The sequence below is a fragment of the Mycobacteroides sp. CBMA 271 genome, from assembly GCF_009729205.1.
Taxonomy (GTDB): domain Bacteria; phylum Actinomycetota; class Actinomycetes; order Mycobacteriales; family Mycobacteriaceae; genus Mycobacterium.
Window position 1 is genome coordinate 291,348 of sequence record NZ_VTHB01000002.1, and the last position, 18,098, is coordinate 309,445.

General features: G+C 62.5%; 21 protein-coding genes and 1 pseudogene. 10 read left to right on the forward strand and 12 right to left on the reverse strand.

Annotated elements, in window-relative coordinates; genetic code table 11:
- The 8 genes from FZI91_RS06790 to FZI91_RS06825 form a co-directional block, all read right to left on the reverse strand.
- Positions 1–1,458, reverse strand: coding sequence for an MlaD family protein (locus FZI91_RS06790; RefSeq protein ID WP_155938075.1), 1,458 nt, complete (start codon positions 1,456–1,458; stop codon positions 1–3).
- Between the two features lies 1 nt (position 1,459).
- Entirely contained in the window at positions 1,460–2,320 is an 861-nt protein-coding gene (locus tag FZI91_RS06795; protein ID WP_155938076.1) for an ABC transporter permease, read from the reverse strand.
- 3 nt (positions 2,321–2,323) lie between these two features.
- Positions 2,324–3,193 (reverse strand): ABC transporter permease, encoded by an 870-nt coding sequence (locus tag FZI91_RS06800; protein ID WP_155938077.1) that lies wholly within the window; start codon positions 3,191–3,193, stop codon positions 2,324–2,326.
- Positions 3,190–4,065 (reverse strand): hypothetical protein, encoded by an 876-nt coding sequence (locus FZI91_RS06805; protein WP_155938078.1) that lies wholly within the window; start codon positions 4,063–4,065, stop codon positions 3,190–3,192. The genes FZI91_RS06800 and FZI91_RS06805 overlap by 4 nt, the downstream gene beginning before the upstream one ends.
- A 172-nt stretch (positions 4,066–4,237) precedes the next feature.
- Positions 4,238–4,858 (reverse strand): TetR/AcrR family transcriptional regulator, encoded by a 621-nt coding sequence (locus FZI91_RS06810; protein WP_155938079.1) that lies wholly within the window; start codon positions 4,856–4,858, stop codon positions 4,238–4,240.
- Positions 4,859–4,955: 97 nt separating this feature from the next.
- The gene (locus FZI91_RS06815; protein WP_155938080.1) at positions 4,956–5,231 is read right to left on the reverse strand and encodes a cytochrome C oxidase subunit IV family protein; all 276 of its coding nucleotides are present in this window, start codon (positions 5,229–5,231) and stop codon (positions 4,956–4,958) included.
- Positions 5,232–5,237: 6 nt separating this feature from the next.
- A complete protein-coding gene (locus FZI91_RS06820) occupies positions 5,238–5,849 on the reverse strand; it encodes a cytochrome c oxidase subunit 3 (RefSeq protein ID WP_155938081.1) in 612 nt (203 codons plus the stop codon).
- Positions 5,850–5,946: 97 nt separating this feature from the next.
- Complete coding sequence (locus FZI91_RS06825) at positions 5,947–6,822, reverse strand: LysR family transcriptional regulator ArgP (protein ID WP_162526579.1); 876 nt, start codon at positions 6,820–6,822, stop codon at positions 5,947–5,949.
- A gap of 71 nt (positions 6,823–6,893) precedes the next feature.
- Between FZI91_RS06825 and FZI91_RS06830 the strand changes: the two genes are divergently transcribed.
- The 9 genes from FZI91_RS06830 (at position 6,894) to FZI91_RS06870 (ending at position 13,700) form a co-directional block, all read left to right on the forward strand.
- The gene (locus FZI91_RS06830) at positions 6,894–7,487 is read left to right on the forward strand and encodes a LysE/ArgO family amino acid transporter (RefSeq protein WP_162526580.1); all 594 of its coding nucleotides are present in this window, start codon (positions 6,894–6,896) and stop codon (positions 7,485–7,487) included.
- A 67-nt stretch (positions 7,488–7,554) separates the two neighbouring features.
- Positions 7,555–8,022 (forward strand): DUF4334 domain-containing protein, encoded by a 468-nt coding sequence (locus FZI91_RS06835; protein ID WP_155938082.1) that lies wholly within the window; start codon positions 7,555–7,557, stop codon positions 8,020–8,022.
- Positions 8,019–9,086, forward strand: a complete 1,068-nt coding sequence (locus FZI91_RS06840) for an NAD(P)-dependent alcohol dehydrogenase (RefSeq protein WP_162526581.1) — start codon at positions 8,019–8,021, stop codon at positions 9,084–9,086. The genes FZI91_RS06835 and FZI91_RS06840 overlap by 4 nt, the downstream gene beginning before the upstream one ends.
- Before the next feature lie 41 nt (positions 9,087–9,127).
- Positions 9,128–9,673 (forward strand): TetR family transcriptional regulator, encoded by a 546-nt coding sequence (locus FZI91_RS06845; RefSeq protein WP_203448874.1) that lies wholly within the window; start codon positions 9,128–9,130, stop codon positions 9,671–9,673.
- A gap of 68 nt (positions 9,674–9,741) precedes the next feature.
- Complete coding sequence (locus FZI91_RS06850) at positions 9,742–10,716, forward strand: ABC transporter substrate-binding protein (protein WP_162526592.1); 975 nt, start codon at positions 9,742–9,744, stop codon at positions 10,714–10,716.
- 147 nt (positions 10,717–10,863) lie between these two features.
- Positions 10,864–11,580, forward strand: coding sequence for a queuosine precursor transporter (locus tag FZI91_RS06855; RefSeq protein WP_155938083.1), 717 nt, complete (start codon positions 10,864–10,866; stop codon positions 11,578–11,580).
- A gap of 63 nt (positions 11,581–11,643) precedes the next feature.
- Positions 11,644–12,255, forward strand: coding sequence for an allophanate hydrolase subunit 1 (locus FZI91_RS06860; protein WP_162526593.1), 612 nt, complete (start codon positions 11,644–11,646; stop codon positions 12,253–12,255).
- Positions 12,252–13,127, forward strand: a complete 876-nt coding sequence (locus FZI91_RS06865; protein ID WP_155938085.1) for a biotin-dependent carboxyltransferase family protein — start codon at positions 12,252–12,254, stop codon at positions 13,125–13,127. The genes FZI91_RS06860 and FZI91_RS06865 overlap by 4 nt, the downstream gene beginning before the upstream one ends.
- 21 nt (positions 13,128–13,148) lie before the next feature.
- Positions 13,149–13,700: a GNAT family N-acetyltransferase gene (locus FZI91_RS06870; RefSeq protein WP_162526594.1), complete on the forward strand. Its 552-nt coding sequence runs from the start codon at positions 13,149–13,151 to the stop codon at positions 13,698–13,700.
- Between the two features lie 56 nt (positions 13,701–13,756).
- On the opposite strand, the pseudogene FZI91_RS24185 reads toward FZI91_RS06870, so the two are convergent.
- The 4 genes and pseudogenes from FZI91_RS24185 to FZI91_RS06885 all read right to left on the reverse strand — a co-directional run.
- A pseudogene (locus FZI91_RS24185) lies at positions 13,757–14,365 on the reverse strand (VC0807 family protein); the annotation flags it as partial.
- A 15-nt stretch (positions 14,366–14,380) separates the two neighbouring features.
- Positions 14,381–15,049, reverse strand: coding sequence for a VC0807 family protein (locus tag FZI91_RS06875; protein WP_162526582.1), 669 nt, complete (start codon positions 15,047–15,049; stop codon positions 14,381–14,383).
- A gap of 20 nt (positions 15,050–15,069) precedes the next feature.
- Positions 15,070–15,726: a VC0807 family protein gene (locus FZI91_RS06880; RefSeq protein WP_162526583.1), complete on the reverse strand. Its 657-nt coding sequence runs from the start codon at positions 15,724–15,726 to the stop codon at positions 15,070–15,072.
- A 136-nt stretch (positions 15,727–15,862) separates the two neighbouring features.
- A complete protein-coding gene (locus tag FZI91_RS06885) occupies positions 15,863–16,831 on the reverse strand; it encodes an acyl-ACP desaturase (RefSeq protein ID WP_155938087.1) in 969 nt (322 codons plus the stop codon).
- Between the two features lie 408 nt (positions 16,832–17,239).
- Here FZI91_RS06885 and FZI91_RS06890 point away from each other — a divergent pair, with 408 nt between their 5' ends.
- Positions 17,240–17,977: a cutinase family protein gene (locus tag FZI91_RS06890; protein WP_375234391.1), complete on the forward strand. Its 738-nt coding sequence runs from the start codon at positions 17,240–17,242 to the stop codon at positions 17,975–17,977.
- Positions 17,978–18,098 lie beyond the last annotated feature (121 nt).

Consider the following 18,098-nt stretch of genomic DNA (forward strand, 5'->3'; position numbering starts at 1 on the left):
TTACCTCTCCAAGTCTGGTGCGATATGCACCGCAGTGCCACGTACCACGGGTCCCAGCAGCAGGCGATCTGAGGAACTTGCTTGGTGGCCGACGATCTGACTCAATTGGGCACCCTCGGTCGGCCCGCCGACCGGGCCGACCGTGCCGCCGAACTTCGCAGGCTGGGGTTGGGCTTCGGCGTGGTCAGCCGTATCCGGACTCGGGGGTGGGATCGGTGCGGGAGACGCGGTCGCGCCGACCCCGCCTGGTACCTCGCCGGCATGCCGAACGGAATCGCGTGGCGGCGCCCGGTTGGGGCGGTTCTCGTTGGCTCCCGGCGGAGGTGGAATGCCCATCGAGGCCAGGGCCGGGAATAGATCCGGAGCAGTTGGTACCTCTGGGGCCGTTTGGCAGCTGGGGCCCTCAAGCTTGCCGTAGCGGGGGCAGTCGGCGCGGACATACTGCCGGTAAGGAGCCAGGGTCACGATAACTTTGATGACGTAGTTGTGCCGGTCCGTGTCGTAGGTGTCCTCGACGCGTTCGGCCATCCGACTCATGCGGGTGGCAATTGGCGCGAACTTGTCAGCGTTGTCGGCAAGGACCCCGACGACGGGCGTTAGTTGGGTGGTGATGGCGATGAGTCGATCTGTTTGGTTGTCGAATGCGTCGCCAAGCGTTCCGGTCGTGCGCACGCCGGCCGATAGCAGGCCGGTCAGCTCAGATCGTGTCTCGGCGAGGGCTCGCATCGGTGCGACAGCGTTCTGCAACGCGTCACTCAAGCCTGGTTCGGCCTGCCGCAGTGCTTGGGTAGCGGCAGCCAGAGCGGATAGGGAGCTCGGCTCGTCGTTTCCTCCTACGACCGTATTCAGTTGACTGACAATATCTTTCAGGTCAGCTCCGGCGGCCCGCAACATACTGCCGCGACTCTCGGTAGCGCCACTCAGCGCCGCTAGCACTCCGACGGTGTTGTCGGCGGGTTCTCGGCTCACAGACTTGAGTAGCTGTCGAATCTTCGTCAGAAGCGACTGAAATAGAACGGTCGGCAAGCTGGTGTCTTCGTGAATCACCGAGCCCGAGCGCAGCGGCAAGACGCGCGGCCCATTCGAGACGAGCTGTACCGAAGAAACCGCGAAAACATTCGATGGGACAACGCGCGCAGTGACGGTGTCGGGAATCCGGGATGCGTAGCGCGGCTTGAGGTTTATTCTTACCGTGTTCGGTTGGCCGTTTCCGTGCAGCTGCACCTCGGCCACCTCACCCACCAACAGGCCGCGGAACTTCACATCCGATTTGGCCGGCAGACCGTCGCCCACGTTGACCAACTCAGCGCTTACACGCACGATATCATCAAGTCTACCTTTGGATTTCATCAGACACAGCTGGATGACGCCGGCGACGATGGCGCAAAAGCACACGCCAGCGACAAACAGGCGCCGGTTAGACGGTCCACGAAAGTCTGAGTCGAATGAGTTTGGCATGCTATCCGCCGAACCTTGCGCCCGAGTCGACGCTCCACAGCGCCATAGTGAGCAGCATGTTCACCACAATCACGACAGTGATGCTGGCGCGCATCGCACGCCCGGCCGCCACCCCCACACCCGCAGGACCGCCGCTGGCGTAGTAGCCGTAGTAGCACTGCATCGTAGAGGCGGTGAACACGAAGACGACGGCCTTGATGACCGCGAAGAACACGTCGCGTCCGCTGGTGGCCAGGTTGAAGTAGTGAAGGTAGGTGCCCACAGACTGGTCCCCGACGACACCCGCCACGACCTGAGCAGTCAGATACGCGGCGGCAAGACAGATCAGGAACAGCGGGATGGCGGCCGCGACCGCCGCCGCTACGCGGGTGGTGACAAGGTACGCAATGGAATTGATGGCAAGGGCATCCAGGGCGTCAATCTCCTCATTGATGCGCATCGCGCCCAGCTGCGCCGTGAAGCGGCAACCGGCCTGGGTTGCGAACGCCAGAGCGATCATGACCGGCGCGAGTTCACGCGTCCCAACGAATGAGGAAATCAATCCGGTGGCCGGCCCCAGCCCGAGCAGGTTGAGGGCGTTGTAACCCTCCACGCTGATGAGTGCACCGGCGGTGGCGCCCAGCACGATCGAGACCCCGATCGTACCGCCGCCTACCACGATCGCCCCGTTGCCCCACGAGATGTCGGCCAGTACTCGGATGAATTCCTTGGAGTATCGCCGTGCCACGAAGGGTATGGAAATTAGAATGTTCCGAAAGAAGTAACTGATGTGGCCGCTCTTGGCTACCAGCATTCCCGCGGCCCGCGCGGTGGTGACTACCGGCCGCAATATGGGAAACGGGTGATGAGTCGATGCAGTCATGTCTCAGAAACTCGCTCGGGGAAAGATGACGATGTAGAGCTGGGTCATCACGACGTTGACGATCATCAGCAGCAGAATCGATTCGACCACCGCGGCGTTGACGGAGTTGGCCACTCCCGCTGGCCCACCACGAGTACTTAATCCCTTGTGGCAGCTCACAATTGCCACGATGCAGCCAAACACCACAGCTTTAGCCAGTGCCAGCATGAGATCCCCGAGCGTTGCGAACGAGGAGAAGGTCGCCACGAATGATCCCGGGGTGCCGTTTTGCATGTAGACGTTGAACGTATAGCCAGCGAGAAAGCCGACAAAACTAGTTAGACCGGTCAGTGCCATCCCCACGACGATGACCGCCACAAAGCGCGGGACGACCAGGCGGTGAATCGGGGACACACCCATCACCGTCATGGCATCGATTTCTTCACGCATTGTCCGGGAGCCCAAATCCGCGCATACCGCCGAACCGACAGCGGCCGCCAGCAGCACGGCTGCCACCAGTGGCGCACCCTGTCGGATGACCGCAAGGCCGGTCGCAGCACCCGCGAGAGATGTCGCGCCGACCTGTCCGGCCAGCAGGCTGAACTGGATAGCCAATGTGACGCCAATCGGTATCGTCACGAAAATTGTTGGTACGAAAGCAGTTGAGGCCATAAACGCCGCTTGTTGCACGAACTCTCGGAACTGCAGGCGTCCGGCGACAATATCTGCGAATAGGCACTGCACCGTCCGAATTGCCAGCACGACCTGCCCCCCTACGGTGTCCAGGGACATGACTGGATGCGAAGCGATGTACCGCCGTCCCCAGCCGATCACCTCACTGCTGACGTCACGCTCCAGGGGTGGTCGAGCGTCGTAGTCGCTCTGCGTAGTCATCGGCACCTTCTGAACTCACGCGAGACGGATCTGGGCATTGCCTGTGCCTCCTTTTGCTCAAGCTGTACTGAATCTCCTTGCGCCGCCATGCGACTCTGTGCGCTATGCGGCGTATCGACTGTGCCTACGGTTGGTGTGCACGAACCGAAGGGCTGAGCTGCCCGATCGACCGTTACCCCACCGATCCGACCGGCGCTCGACCACAGCACCCTGGCCGTGATGCAAACCCAGATGAAGAACATCGGGACGATGAAATAGAACGAGACTCCTCCGTTCCATCCGAACATCCCCCCTTTCGGCATGAAGAACACCACCCCCGCGGGGGCCGTAATGAACGCTTGCCATAGCGAGTACCACGCATACCAGCGGGGAAAGACAGTCTGCGATCGATCCCGGAACGCGGCAACGGCGACGACGACCATTTGGACATCACCCAGAAACGGAACGCCAATGAGCAACAGCCACAACACATCCATCCAGAACTGATATGTCTCGGGTGCCCTATCCCGAAGAGCCACGGCACCGACGACCGCCATCAGTACGCCTGCGAACGTGTAGTTGATGGCACCCAACTGCACCTGAAAGTAGGTCAGCGGACTGTTCTGCCCTTCGCACCTGCGGACAAGGGCCGAAAGCACCGCCGGATATCCAGTGCTCAAGGTGGTGCCAATCACCGCCAAGACCACCCCCATCCGAATGTTGGAGCTATTCGATTGCCACAGATGTGCGATCTCCGCCGTCGACGCGCTCGGGGAGGGCGGCGGAATGAATCCCATGATGACCAGGCCGCCCGCGAACATCGCAATACCGAGGAGCGCGACCACGATGCACCCGCGCATCACTCTTCGGTCGACCGTCGCCTCGATGTTCACCGTTGGGGCCCTTCATGATCCATACAAAAATACGTTATCGTTCTTTTATTACGGATGATAGTAAGGGTGCTTGCGGCTGCCGTCAATAGCGGTGCCAAACTATTACAAAGAGGCTTGAAAGCTCGGCGTCCGCGACTTAAACACGTTGCGGCGCAGGGAGTTCAGATATCGATCAGATGTCGGTGCGGTAGAGCGCGCGCACGATGAAAACGATGTCGTCCTCGAGCTCGAGCATCTGCTCGATCCGCCCGCTAAACATGTTGGCGACGACCAACTCGGTTAGTGCGGCGATGACCGCACGGTCAATCGATCTGAGTTCAATGGGTTCGAGGTCACTGCCAACCGCAGTGCCGTTCACCAAAGCCCGCAGCAACGCTGCATATCGCTTGTAGGCTTCCTGCCGGAGTCGCAGTCCGTCGTCACCCACCGCGTACAGCTCGATACCGAAGCATCGGATGAACTCCGACTCTTCCGTGACCAACTGCAGGTAGGCGCGCATGGCGCCGCGCAGTTCTTCTCCCGGCTCTGCGCCCTGGGCGCCAGCAACGATCCTCTCGAAGATCAACTCAGCGCCGTCCTGCGCCGTTGCCAAAAAGCAGTCTTTCTTATGGCTGAAGTGCTCGTAGAAGACCTTCCGCGAGACGCGCGCGCGGGTGACGATGTCCGCGACAGTGACTTCGGCATAACCTTTTTCAGCAATCGCCGATACCGCGGCACGCAGCATCCGGCGGTACTGCGCTTCTTTTATGACACTCTCAGGCAGCTTCCCTCGACCACGCGGGAGGGCCGGCATGTCGGCACCGTGCGTTCCCGACAACACGGAACGGCGTGAGGAGGCCACAAGCCCGTAGTATATCGATACCGCCGGACCTCACCGATTACCCGCTTGCTCACGCCATGGCTAGGACCACCGCCGAGAGCGCGATCAATGCCAACATCGCATATATTTCCAGCATTCGCCGAAGCCAGCGCGGGGCATCCGCGACTTCCATGAAGTAGCGACCTATTAGGAACGCCTTGAGAAGACCCACCGTAATAATCAAGATGTTCGGAATAGTCGCGTCGATCATCGACAGTCCGGGCGCACGACCGAGCCACCAATTGGCCGCTGTGGCGACCACGAGAGCTAGCCAAACAACCATGATTCGGTCGCGAACGAGCGTCATATCGCATCACCTCATGAAGTAGAGCAACGGGAAGATCAGGACCCACAGCAGGTCCACCATGTGCCAGAAAAGTGCCGAGCACTCGATATAGTTCATGCGCGAAGGTGCCTCTTGGGGACGAAGCGACTCCCATTGCATGTAGCCGAGCAGTGCCATCCCCAGCAATACGTGTAGTAGATGCAATCCGGTGAGGACGAAGTACCAAGACCAAAATCCGTCGCTGCCCAACGAATCGCCGGAACTCACATGCGAATACCATTCGACGGCCTTGAGTGACACGAATGCGGCAGCACACACCTGTGCCCCCGCGAATACTCGTGCGCCCCCACGTTTTTCACGAACCCCTTGAACCCCTCGCACCACCAGCAATGAGCTGGCCAGCAGCAGGAGCGTCATTACCGCCCCGTACCCGACCGCAAGTTTGCGTTCGCCCGCGACGAAGATGTCGTGATCATGCGCGCGTTGCCCCAGATACAGGGCGAAAAACAGGGTGAACGCGCTGAGGTCACCGAAGATGATCACCCAGAAGCCCGGTTCACCGGGCACATGCCCTGCAGAACCCGCTTGGACCGGCCTCTCCTGTGGAGTCGAACGATTCCAGAACACGGTGGACGTCATGCGAACCCTTTCCCGCACAGCGCTGTACGATTAAAGAACGCATACGTTCTTTTGAGTGACCTTATACGACGCTTGCTCCAGGCGTCAACGCAGTGGGTCAGCCTTGGCGGCGCAGCACCACGGCCGCATCGCGGACCGCCGACGTGATCGCGTTGAGCGTGGCCGACTCGAATTTCCAATGCTGCCAGTACAGCGGCACATCGAGATACCGCCCGGGAGCCACGTCGACGAGGCCGTCCCGATCCAACTGCTCGGGCATCATTCCCCAGCCCAGACCTACCCGCAGCGCGTCGGTGTTTCCGGCAGTCGTCGGCACGTAGTGTTCGGGAACGACGATATCTCGACGGAAAAGCTTGCGCAGGAACTGATCCTGCAGTGCGTCACGCCTGTCCCATCGGATCATCGGCGCCCGTCGCACCGCATCAAGGCCCGCCTCCAGAATCCCACCCGGTAGGTGTCGCTGGACATACGCCGGTGACGCCATCCCGACGTAGCGCATGGAGCCCAACGATTCAGAACGACATCCGGCGATGGGTTTCGGCTCGGTGGTCACCGCCGCCATCACGACACCCGCACGCAAGAGCGCGGCCGAATGGTCCTGGTCCTCGATACGGATATCGACAAGCACTCCATCGGGAACTCGTGACAACACCGACCGCATCCAGGTGCCGAACGAGTCGGCATTCACCGCGATCGCAACACGTATCGGCGCGCCGTCACCGCCCATCTCCCGCAGTGCCTCGCGTTCCAGCGTGCCGACCTGCGCCGCCAATCGCATCAACGAGGCACCGGCATCGGTTGCCATACAAGGCTTTTCTCGACGAACGAGCACCTGACCCACCGCCTGCTCCAGCGCCTTGACGCGTTGACTGACCGCCGACGGGGTGATGATCAGCCGCCTCGCGGCAGCATCAAAGCTGCCTTCCTCGATGACGGCGGCGAAGGCAACAAGCTGCTGCGAGTCCAGACTCACATTAGCGATTCTAATGCAACCTAAGAATCATTAGCTGTACCGCATCACCCAGGGACCCTAACGTCGCAGTCGTGACCGTTGTCTTCCTGGGTTTCCTCACCGGAATGTCCCTCATCGCCGCCATCGGCGCTCAAAACGCCTTCGTGCTCCGTCAAGGGATTCGCAGTGAGCACGTGCTGCCGGTAGTCGCCGTGTGCATCACCGGTGATTTCCTGCTCATCGTTGCGGGCATCGGTGGCCTCGGCGGCCTGATCGCCGCTACTCCGAGTCTGCTCACCGTGACCAAAGTGGGCGGTGCCGCGTTTCTGATCGGCTACGGATTGCTGGCCGCCCGCCGCGCATTACGTCCCGGAATTCTGGTGCCGGCCAACTCCACTCCGGCCCGCCTCGGCGCGGTGCTGTTGACCGCGCTGGCCATCACCTTTCTGAACCCGCATGTCTACCTCGACACCGTGGTGCTGCTCGGCTCACTCGCCAACGCACACCAGGACGCACGCTGGCTCTTCGGTGCGGGCGCCCTGATCGCAAGTGTCATCTGGTTTGTCGGACTCGGTTTCGGCGCGCGGTACCTCGCCGGGGTGTTCCAACGTCCGGGAACCTGGCGCGTACTCGATGCCGTCATCGCCGTCGTGATGACCGCGCTGGGCCTCTCACTGATCATCTGATCACCCTTGCCGAACCATTTGGTTCGGTGTTAGCGTCCTTCCCGAACCAACTGACTTGGGAGAGACAATGGATGCCGACAAGGCCCGCACCCGTTTCGCCGAACTTCGCAGCCAACGGGACGTCAGCCCCACCGACCTCGACGAGATCTGGGCCGCCCTCGACACCGTCCGCCCCGAAGACATGCTGGGCAGCTGGAAGGGCGACGAGTTCCACACCGGGCACAAGATGAACGGCCAACTGGCCGCCGCACGCTGGTACGGCAAGGTCTTCACGTCCATCAACGATGTCGAACCCATCGTCTGCTACGACGACGACGGAAACCTGTTCTCCAACAATGCACTGAGTCTCGGCGGCGCGACCCTGTGGGATATCGAGTTCCGGGGCGAGGTCACCGGAACCATGGTGTACGACGGACAGCCCACCTTCGATCACTTCAAATGGGTCGACACGAACACACTGATGGGCATCATGAACGGCAAGCGCCAGCGTGCCAGCGGAAACTACCTCTACTTCATCCTCGAACGTGATCAGTGAAAGTCACCGCAGCACTTAGTCGCTCAGCCGATTCGCCCTTCACACTGGAGGAAGTCGAACTTGACGAGCCACGCGCCGATGAGGTGCTCGTCAAGATGCACGCCACCGGCCTGTGCCACACAGACCTGACGTTCAAGTCGCAGGCCCCGATTCCGGCAGTGCTGGGCCATGAGGGCGCGGGAGTCGTTGAAGCGGTCGGCGATCAGGTGCCCGATATCCGACCAGGCGATCATGTGGTCTTGAGCTACCGCAGCTGCGGCGAATGCCGGCAATGCGGTTCGGGTGAACGGGCCTACTGTTCGCGCAACGCCCGGCTGAATCTCTCCGGGGCTCGACTAGACGGCTCGTCGACGTTGTCCCAGAACGGAGATCGCCTCTTCGGCTCGTTCTTCGGGCAATCCAGCTTCGCCCAGTTCGCGCTCACCGCCGCCGACAACACCGTCGTGGTGGACTCCTCGACCGATCTCGCCACCGCGGCACCGCTCGGGTGCGGTCTCCAAACTGGCGCCGGTGCGGTCCTCAATGTGCTGGCACCCCAGCCGGACTCGCGCCTGGTGATACTCGGCGCGGGAGGCGTCGGCCTGGCTGCGGTAATGGCCGCCAAGGCGATCGCCGTGCAGACAATCATCGCCGTCGACCCGGTGGCCTCACGCCGCGACAAGGCCGTCGAACTGGGCGCGACCCACACCGTCGACCCGAAGACCGAGGACGTGACCTCCGTTGCGCGCGGCGCCAGCCATGCGCTCGACACCACGGCGAACCCCGATGTCATCTCCACGGCGCTCGGGCTGCTGCGGCGGCGCGGCGTGCTGGTCCTGGTCGGACTGGGCGCTTCCCGCGGAACGATCGATCTCACCGACCTGATGTTCGGCGGCAAGGTGATTCGCGGGTGCATCGAGGGGGACGCGAACCCGCAAGAGTTCATTCCCGAACTGTTGCGGATGCACGCACAGGGTCGCTTTCCCATCGAATCGCTGATCAGTCGGTACCCGGCACGCGATATCGATCAGGCCGTCGCGGATGCGCGATCCGGCAGGGCGATCAAACCAGTGCTGCTCTGGTGAGTGCCATGCGCGCTGCGGGCCAGGCCACCCACGACCGGATCATGGCCGCGGCCAAAGCCGAGTTCACCGAGTACGGCTTCGCCGGCGCTCGGTTAAACCGAATTGCCACCAACGCGAACGCCAGCAAGGAAAGACTGTACAGCTACTTTGAGAGCAAGGAGCAGCTGTTCGAAGCCGTTGTAGCGCAATGGATCAATGACGCGCCGTACAAGATGCCATTCAGCGCCGGGGACGTACCGGGTTACGTCGCGGGACTATTCGACAATATCGTCGCCGACCCGCAGGGCGCACGGCTGCAGCGCTGGATCGAGCTGGAGGCCCCTGACGGGATGTTCGACAACCACGTGCTGCGCAGGATCTTCCAGGCGAAGCTCGACGAGGTACGCCACGGACAGCAGTCCGGGCTCATCGACCCGGCCTGGGACCCGATGAGCCTGCTCATGATGTTGATCGATATCGCCTACTCGATGGCAGCGAGTGGTTTCGGCATCCACCGGATCGTAGGTGAGCCGTTGAGTGACGACACGCTCGCGGATCGCCGCGCAGCGGCCGCCGAGGCGGCACGACGACTTGTGGGCCGTTCGTAGGACACCCACGCGAATTGCGAAGCCCCCGGGTTGACCTCGACAGCTAAGCTCGGGATGTGCCGACCGCGATACTGACCCGCCGCGGATTCCTTGCCGCCACCGCCGCCCTGGCCACGGGCGCTGCGCTGGCCGCCTGTTCCGACAACTCGGCCTCCACCTCGGAAAGCAACGGCGCCGTCGTCATCAAGCACGCGTTCGGTAAGACCGAGATCAAGGCCCCGCCGCAGCGCATCGTCAGCGCGGGATACACCGAACACGACTATCTACTGGCCCTCGGGATCATCCCGATCGCGGTCACCGAGTGGTACGGCGGCTTTCCCTTCGCGACCTGGCCGTGGGCCACCGACCGGCTCGGCACCGCCGCCCCCGAGGTACTCACCCTCACCGATGGGCTGATGGTCGACAAGATCGCATCGCTGAAACCCGATCTGATCCTTGCGGCCAATGCCGGGCTGGACCAGGACACCTACAACAAGCTCGCAGGCATCGCGCCGACCATCGCGCAGTCGGGCAAGTATGCATTCTTCGAACCCTGGAAGGACCAGGCCAAGGCTATCGGCCAGGCGGTGTTCAAGCCGGCCGAGATGGATGCGGCGGTGCGGGCCGTCGACGCCAAGTTCAGCACCGCCGCGACCGCGCACACCGGCTTCAAAGACAAGAAGGCCATCTACCTACAAGGAACTCTCCAAGACGGCCAGGCCGCGGCCTACCGCTCCGGCCCCAGCACCGCCTTCCTGACATCCCTCGGATTGATCGTGCCCATCGACGGCGCCGTGCAGAGCGTCGAGCCCCAGAACATTCCTGCCGATCAGCTCGCCTCCGTGCTCGGGCAGGCCGACGTACTGATCTGGGGAACCGAGTCCGATGAGCAGACGACCGCCCTCAAGGCCGATCCTGCCTTCGCGAAATTGAGCTCCTCGCTGCTGAATCGCAGCATCTTCGCCGGTAACGAGCTGACCGGCGCCGTCAACTTCAGCTCGCCACTGAGCCTGACGTACGTGGCGGACACCCTGGTCCCCCAGCTCGCGCGCATCCTGGGCTAACGGCCTCATCGGACTTGCGGTCGTCCTGTACCTGGCCGCGGTGACGATCCCGATCTATTCGGCTGTCACCATGCCCCAACGCCCACCGCCCCTGTGCGATGAATCCACCCGCACCCCAGTGTGTAAAGGCGCCCTAGACTTCGCGGAATGACGACGAGCGACGAGGTCCAAGAACGTCCCCAGGATCAGGTGGTCTTCGCGCAGGTGGGACGCAGCTATTACCCATTGCTGTCGGCCGTCTTCGTCAGCGTGGTGCTCATTTCGAATGTGGCTGCCACCAAGGCAATTGGATTCGGCCCGGTCGTCGGCGATTGGTCGCTGATTACCGACGGTGCGTTTCTGTTGTTCCCACTGAGCTATGTGATCGGCGATGTGCTCAGCGAGGTCTACGGGTATCGCGCCACCAACCGGGTGATCCTGCTGGGGTTCGCGATGGAAGTGCTGGCGTGCCTGGTGTTGTGGACCGCCAAGGTGCTCCCCCCCGCTGACTTTTATCCCAACCAGGAGGCCTTCGCGACCATCGTAGCGAGCATCACCACGCTGATGGTCGCCGGCCTGGCCGGATACCTTGTCGGACAAACACTTAACTCACTTGTCGTGGTGTGGATGAAGAAGCGCACCAAGGAACGCCACCTGTGGGCGCGTCTCATCGGCTCGACGGTCGTCGGCGAGTTCGCCGATTCGCTGGTGTTCTGCTCGATTGCGGCCACCGCACTGGGTATCCATACGTTCGGTCAGCTGGCGACCTACACGGCGCTGGGCTGGATCTTCAAATCTGTCGTCGAGATCGTGATGCTGCCCGTTACCTATCGCGTGATCGCGTACATCAAGAAGCACGAGCCGACTTATACACAGGCGGGATAAATGCGCCCCTAGGCGGGGCCTCGGGAGTACCGTCGAAATATGAGTACCGCAACGGATTTGAAGATGCGGGATCACGGGGACCGGGCATTGTTACTGGAGTGCACATCCGTGCAAGAAGTGCTGGCCTGGACATCGGCGTTACAGGCCGATCCGATCGACGGCGTCACCGACATCGTTCCAGCCTCCTGCACGATCCTGCTGAAACTAGACAGCCCGGGAGACCAGGCCATAGTCCGTCACCGGCTGAGGCAGCGCACGGTGACTGCCGGGGCGCTGCCTGCCACCGAGTCGCCCCTGATCACGATCCCCGTCCAGTACGACGGTCTTGATCTCGAAGAGGTCGCTGAATACACCGACCTGGGTGTCGACGGCGTCATCGCGGCACACACCGGAACGGTCTGGACGGTCGGATTCTGTGGATTTTCACCGGGTTTCGCGTATCTCGTGGACGGTGACCCACGACTCGCCATCCCCCGCCGGGCCGAGCCGCGCACCAAGGTACCCGCAGGTTCCGTCGCCCTCGCCGGGGAATTTAGCGGGATCTACCCACGCGAATCCCCCGGCGGCTGGCAGCTCATCGGCACCACGGAGGCCGTCATCTGGGATCTCGATCGCAACCCACCGGCACTACTCACCCCCGGTACCCGCATCCAGTTCCGGGAGGTGATCACATGAGACCCACCCTAGAAGTCATGCGCACCGGCCCGATGGCCCTGGTCCAGGACCTCGGTCGTATCGGCAAGGCGGCTATGGGTGTCGGACGGTCGGGCGCCGCCGACCGCAGATCCCATTCCCTGGCCAACCGGCTAGTAGCCAACCCCGACAATCTGGCCACCGTCGAGGTCACCCTGGGCGGCATGTCTTTCCGGGTTCTCGGCGGCGATGTCGTGGTGGCCGTCACGGGCGCCGATACCGATCCATCGGTCAACGGAATCCCCTTCGGCACCAACAGCATTGCGCAGGTTCAGGACGGCGACATGGTGTCACTAGGCGCGCCCCGCAGCGGGCTGCGCAGCTACGTGGCGGTGCGCGGCGGCATCAGCGTGGCGCCGGTGATGGGCTCACGCAGCTTCGACATCATGTCCGGTATTGGCCCTAGGCCGCTGCAGGCCGGGGACAGGCTGCCGGTCGGACCGCGATCCCCGTCGTTCCCGGAGGTCGAACAGGCACCGGTCGCGACGATCTCCGATGACATCGTCGAGCTCAAGGTGGTGCCGGGCCCGCGCGACGACTGGTTCACCGACCCGGATGCGCTCACCCACGGGGACTGGATCGTCTCGGACCGCAGCGATCGGGTCGGCACCCGGCTGATCGGCAAGCCCCTGGAGCTGCGCGACCCGGCCAGGCAGCTGCCCAGCGAGGGTGTGGTGCGCGGCGCAATCCAGGTGCCACCGGGTGGTCAACCGGTTATTCTGGGGCCTGACCACCCGGTGACCGGCGGCTATCCGGTCATTGGAGTGATCACCGATCACGATGTCGATCTGGCTGCACAAGTCCGGCCGGGACAGACCGTTCGGTTCCATTGGTCAAGACCGCGGATAAATTAGGAGATGTCGGCTGTGTCCAATATGCCAACCGTCCCCGTCATCCGCACCCATACCGCGCGGCTCATCCACACCGCCGATTTGGATAGCGAAACACGCTGCACCGCTAGGGAATTGATCGTCGAAGCATTCGAAGGCGACTTTACCGAGGACGACTGGGAGCACTGCCTGGGCGGGATGCACGCACTCATCTGGTATCACGGAACGCTCATCGCGCACGCCGCCGTGATACAGCGCCGGCTGCTGCATCACGGGCACGCGCTCCGTACAGGATATGTAGAAGGTGTTGCAGTAGATAGTGATTGGCGCGGCCACGGGCTCGGCCGGGCGATCATGGACGCTGCCGAGCAGGTGCTGCGTGGGGCCTACGAGCTGGGGGCGCTCAGTGCCGGCGAAGACGTCGCGCCGTTCTATCGGGCCCGCGGCTGGGTGCCCTGGCTTGGAACCACCCCCGTCATGACCGCGGACGGGATCGTCCCGGCCGAGGATGAGGGTGTGCACGTGCTGCCGATGAGCTCCGGGGTGGACCCTTCCGGCTCGCTGACCTGTGATTGGCGCGGCGGCGATGCCTGGTGATGGCCGCGGCGGCGCAGGAAGATCCAGATCACCGCGATCACGAACGCCAACCGTGCGGCGCTGCCCACGGTCGCCAATAGCCCGTTGATCACCTGGGCGTAATCGACCGGGTAGCGCAGGATGATGCCCGCCATCGCGGCGGCCTGCATAAGCTCCAGCGCGCCGACGATCAGACATAACTGCACATGCATCCGGTGATAGGCACGTAGGTCCGCCTCACCCCAGTGGTGTCGCGCCACCCAGCCGGGGCGGATCATGTCGACCACGAGCTCGGTGAGCGGTCGCTTCGTCAGACAGCTGCCGATGTAGAACGAACCGAACAGCACCACCGGGACCACGTGGGTGAGCTGGGCAAGCTGCGGTGAGCTGGTCAGCAGGGCGACCACCAACGTCGCGCCGTGCATCAGCATGATGAATCCCGCGACGATATCGAAGCGCTTGTCGCGCACGCCGGTGTAGATGACGCGCAGCGCCGACACCACCGCCGCGGCCATCAACGCATGCAACTCCGAGGCACCCAGCAGGCGCATCCCGTAGTACGTTCCCAGGCCGAGCGCGGCGCTCACCAGCGCATGTTTGAGTGTGAATTTCCCTGCGCCGAATTCTTTTGGACCCGTACCCAACCCACTCACCACAGCGACGGTACCGACGCTATCTGAGAGCACCTGAGAAAACGGGACCTACCGGCTCGCCAACGCCCGTTCCTTGCGGCGCAGGTACATCCGGATCGCGACGACGACGCCCACGATGAGGCCGCCCGTGGTCAGCATCGATACCACCGGGTTCACCGCCTGAACGACATCCACCGAGAAGGTGTAGATGATCACCACCATCAAGGCGCAGAACAGCAGGCTGAAGATGCCGCACCAGAGACTGACACGCACATGTAGCCGGTGGTACGACCGTTGGTCGTCGTCGGTCCAGCCCTGTTCGTCCGCGAGCTTCTCCACGCCACCGGGCCACAGCTTGGTGACCAGCAGCTCCGTCAGCGGTTTCCCGATGAGCGCGCTGACCAGAAAATAGGTCGCCAACAGCATGCCGGGCACCTCGTTGGTGACCTGCGACAGGCGCGGGTCACGGGTCAGCCACGCCATGATGAGGCTGAGTCCGAAGATCGGCACCACCAGCAGCGAGACCGGATCGAGGCAGCGCTTCCACGCCATCTTGACCAACGCCTGGGTGGCCGACACCGCCGTCGCAGCCATCAACGCATGCAGCTCCGAGAATCCGAGCAGGCGCAGCCCGAAGTAGGCGCAGAGCGCAGGCCCGACGTTGAGAAGTCCCTCGATCAACAGCTGCCGGGGCGAGAACCCGTTCTCGGTCTCGGCCTGCTCGGTGGTGAGGGACACCGCGCGACCCTATCCCGTCGTCAGGCCGCGGGCGAGTCGTACGTCATGCGCCGCAGGTAGCGACGGATGACCACAATCATGCCGATGATCAGGCCAATTGTGGTGACCAGAGAGAAGATTTGGTTCACTGCCTGCGCGATATCCACCGAGAAGCTGTAGATGATGACGATCGACATCGCCGAGAGCAGCAGGCTGATGACACCGCACCAGAAGCTGACGTGCACGTGCATCCGGTGATACTCGCGAAAATTGGCTTCGGTCCAATGGTGCTCGGCCGCAATCTCATCCACACGTCCGGGCCGGGCCTTGGCAATGAAGATCTCAGTGAGCGGCCTGCCGATCAGCGCGCTGCCGATAAGAAACAGCGAGAGCAGAATGCCGGGAATGGTGTTGGACACCTGCGCCATGCGGGCGTCTTCGGTGACGAGGGCAATCACCAGGCTGAGCCCGAAATTGAACATCAGGAAGCCCGAGAGCACATCGAACTTGCGATTCTGAATCACTTTGACCAGCACCTGAATACCGGAGACCACGGTGGCGGCGATCAATGCATGGATTTCGGACTGGCCTGCGGCGCGCATGACGTAGAAGGTGCCGAGCGACGGACCGACGCTGAGAAGGACCTGCCTGAGCACTTCGCGCGCGGACGCCTTGTGGGTTTCGGGCTGTTCGGGCACGCCGCGAGGCTACCCGGCGAACCTGGAAATGCGGGTGAGGCGCAGAGGATCGAGATCACCAAGACCCGCCAAACCCGAAAAGGCACTCACGTACGTTCTGAGGCCAGAATCCGTACGTGAGTGCCTTTTCGTCGAATCAGACGGCGCGGGATTCCCGCTTCTTCTCCTCACGGGCCAGCAGACGATCGCGCTGCTCCTCGAACTTGACTACCTGACCCTTGAGGTCTTCGACGTAGGCGGCCAGCTGCTCGCGGCGTGCTTCACCCTTGGCACTGAAGTCGTTGCGCTCGAAAATCCGCCATTTACGCAGACTCGGAGTCACAACCTCTTCGAGGTGCTGCCGCGGATCGTAGATGCCGTGCTTGGCCATCAGCACACCATTGCGCCGGAAGTTGGGCATGCCCTGACCGGGCATCCGGAAGTTCTCGATCATCGAGCCGATCGCTTCCAGCGCCTGATCGGGCACGAGATCCAGTGCGGCACTGCACATGTTCCGGTAGAAGATCATGTGCAGGTTCTCGTCGGCGGCGACACGCTGCAGCATCCGGTCCGCGATCGGGTCGTTGCACACCTTGCCGGTATTGCGATGGCTGACGCGGGTCGCGAGTTCCTGCAACGTGGTGTACGCGACCGACAGCAGGAAGTCGGTCTGGTACCGCTCCTCCTCTTCCGCGGTAGGGCCGAACCCGGCGGTCATGTGTTCCATGCGCGCCTGCTCAAGCGCCACCGGATCCACACCGCGAGTGACGACGAGGTAGTCGCGGATGACGATGCCGTGCCGGTTCTCCTCGGCGGTCCAACGGCCCACCCAAGTACCCCAGGCGCCGTCGAGACCGAAGTACTTGGCAGCCTGCCGGTGATACGAGGGCAGGTTGTCCTCGGTGAGGAGATTCGTAATCATCGCCGCCTTGGCGAGCTCACTGAGCTGAGACTGCTCAGGATCCCAGTCCACGCCGCCCATCTGAGCAAAGTTACGGCCGAGATCCCAGGGAACGTAGTCGTGCGGGTGCCAATCCGTCGTTACCGACAAGTGCCGGTTGAGGTTGGCTTCAGCAATCGGTTCCAACTCGCTGAGCATCTCCAGATCGGTCAGCTCTCTGGACATTTCACCTTGTCTTTCGCGTTGGAACAACCCCGAACCTACGGTTAGGGTAACTTATCTGAGCAATGTCTTAGCCAGTCCTTTTACCGCGAGCAACTGCAGGCAACCTCAACCCGACAGCGCAACCGGACATCCGGACAACCGGCTGTACATCCGTTTCCGCCCCGCAACTGGGCAACAACTCGCTACGGACTCGATACTCGAACCCACCACGCAGCACCCTAACCCGGTGACGGCAACATGAGGAACCTGGCCGTGTCGCCATGCTTTCGCTGAACAGCTCCCTCGCGACGCTTCATGCCACGTAATCCACTGAGCGAGCCGATCGAATGGTCGGTACCTTGGATCATCGAACCAGATCGGGACACCATGACCTCAACATCACGAAGGGTGCGGCGGGTGCCAGCTGCAATCTGTCGCGCAGCAGGAGCCGCCCTTACACTCCTTTGCTTGCTCGGCGGCTTTGGCCTGCGCCCACCGCAAACGGCTCACGCGGCGAGTTGCGCCGATATCGACCTGGCCTTCGCCCGCGGCACGAACGAGCCCGCCGGCCTCGGCGATGTCGGCAAGTCATTCACCGACGCGGTGAAGAAACGGCTGCAAGGCGCCAAGGGCATGAGCATCACCACCTACGGGGTCAACTACCCCGCAAGCGTCGACTTTATCCAGGCGGGCAAGGGCTCAGATGACCTAAGCAAGCATATCCAGAAGACAGCCGCCGACTGCCCGAAGATGAAGTTCGTCGTGGGCGGGTACGCGCAGGGCGCCGCGGTGGTGGATGTGCTGTTGGGCGACACTCCACCGGGGACCTACACGTTCACGAATCCGCTGCCCGCCGGGCTTGAGCAGCGCATCGTCTCCATCGTGCTCTTCGGGGATCCTAAAAACATTCGGCCACCCGGTGTAGACGCGAATCTCGCGATCCGGGAAGACCTGCTGCACAAGGTCGTCGACGTGTGCAATCAGGGCGACTTCTTCTGCGACCCGCAAGGCGGAGACATCGTGTCTCACACCACCTACGCCAGGGACAAACTCACCGACGGCGTGGCGGAAACCGTAGTCGAGCGGCTGGTCGCCGAGCTCGGAAACGGCTGCCAGGGCATCAACAGCACCGCGGACACGTCCACGAGCTGCTCACCCACCGCGTAACCCCGGCCCGAGGAATCGGCGGGTACCCCATTTCACTGGTTTCGGCGCGCACTGACGACCCAACGCAGAACAATCGAAGCACCCCAACCATGACATTGCTTGCGCTGTAGTCGCGTGTGTA

What these genes read in the sequence shown, in the direction of transcription:
- FZI91_RS06790 (WP_155938075.1), bottom strand. Translation starts at nt 1,458, where the DNA reads ATGCCAAACTCATTCGACTCAGACTTTCGTGGACCGTCTAACCGGCGC.
- FZI91_RS06795 (WP_155938076.1), bottom strand. Translation starts at nt 2,320, where the DNA reads ATGACTGCATCGACTCATCACCCGTTTCCCATATTGCGGCCGGTAGTC.
- FZI91_RS06800 (WP_155938077.1), bottom strand. Translation starts at nt 3,193, where the DNA reads ATGACTACGCAGAGCGACTACGACGCTCGACCACCCCTGGAGCGTGAC.
- FZI91_RS06810 (WP_155938079.1), bottom strand. Translation starts at nt 4,858, where the DNA reads ATGCCGGCCCTCCCGCGTGGTCGAGGGAAGCTGCCTGAGAGTGTCATA.
- FZI91_RS06815 (WP_155938080.1), bottom strand. Translation starts at nt 5,231, where the DNA reads ATGACGCTCGTTCGCGACCGAATCATGGTTGTTTGGCTAGCTCTCGTG.
- FZI91_RS06820 (WP_155938081.1), bottom strand. Translation starts at nt 5,849, where the DNA reads ATGACGTCCACCGTGTTCTGGAATCGTTCGACTCCACAGGAGAGGCCG.
- FZI91_RS06835 (WP_155938082.1), top strand. Translation starts at nt 7,555, where the DNA reads ATGGATGCCGACAAGGCCCGCACCCGTTTCGCCGAACTTCGCAGCCAA.
- FZI91_RS06845 (WP_203448874.1), top strand. Translation starts at nt 9,128, where the DNA reads ATGGCCGCGGCCAAAGCCGAGTTCACCGAGTACGGCTTCGCCGGCGCT.
- FZI91_RS06855 (WP_155938083.1), top strand. Translation starts at nt 10,864, where the DNA reads ATGACGACGAGCGACGAGGTCCAAGAACGTCCCCAGGATCAGGTGGTC.
- FZI91_RS06860 (WP_162526593.1), top strand. Translation starts at nt 11,644, where the DNA reads ATGCGGGATCACGGGGACCGGGCATTGTTACTGGAGTGCACATCCGTG.
- FZI91_RS06865 (WP_155938085.1), top strand. Translation starts at nt 12,252, where the DNA reads ATGAGACCCACCCTAGAAGTCATGCGCACCGGCCCGATGGCCCTGGTC.
- FZI91_RS06870 (WP_162526594.1), top strand. Translation starts at nt 13,149, where the DNA reads ATGCCAACCGTCCCCGTCATCCGCACCCATACCGCGCGGCTCATCCAC.
- FZI91_RS06885 (WP_155938087.1), bottom strand. Translation starts at nt 16,831, where the DNA reads ATGTCCAGAGAGCTGACCGATCTGGAGATGCTCAGCGAGTTGGAACCG.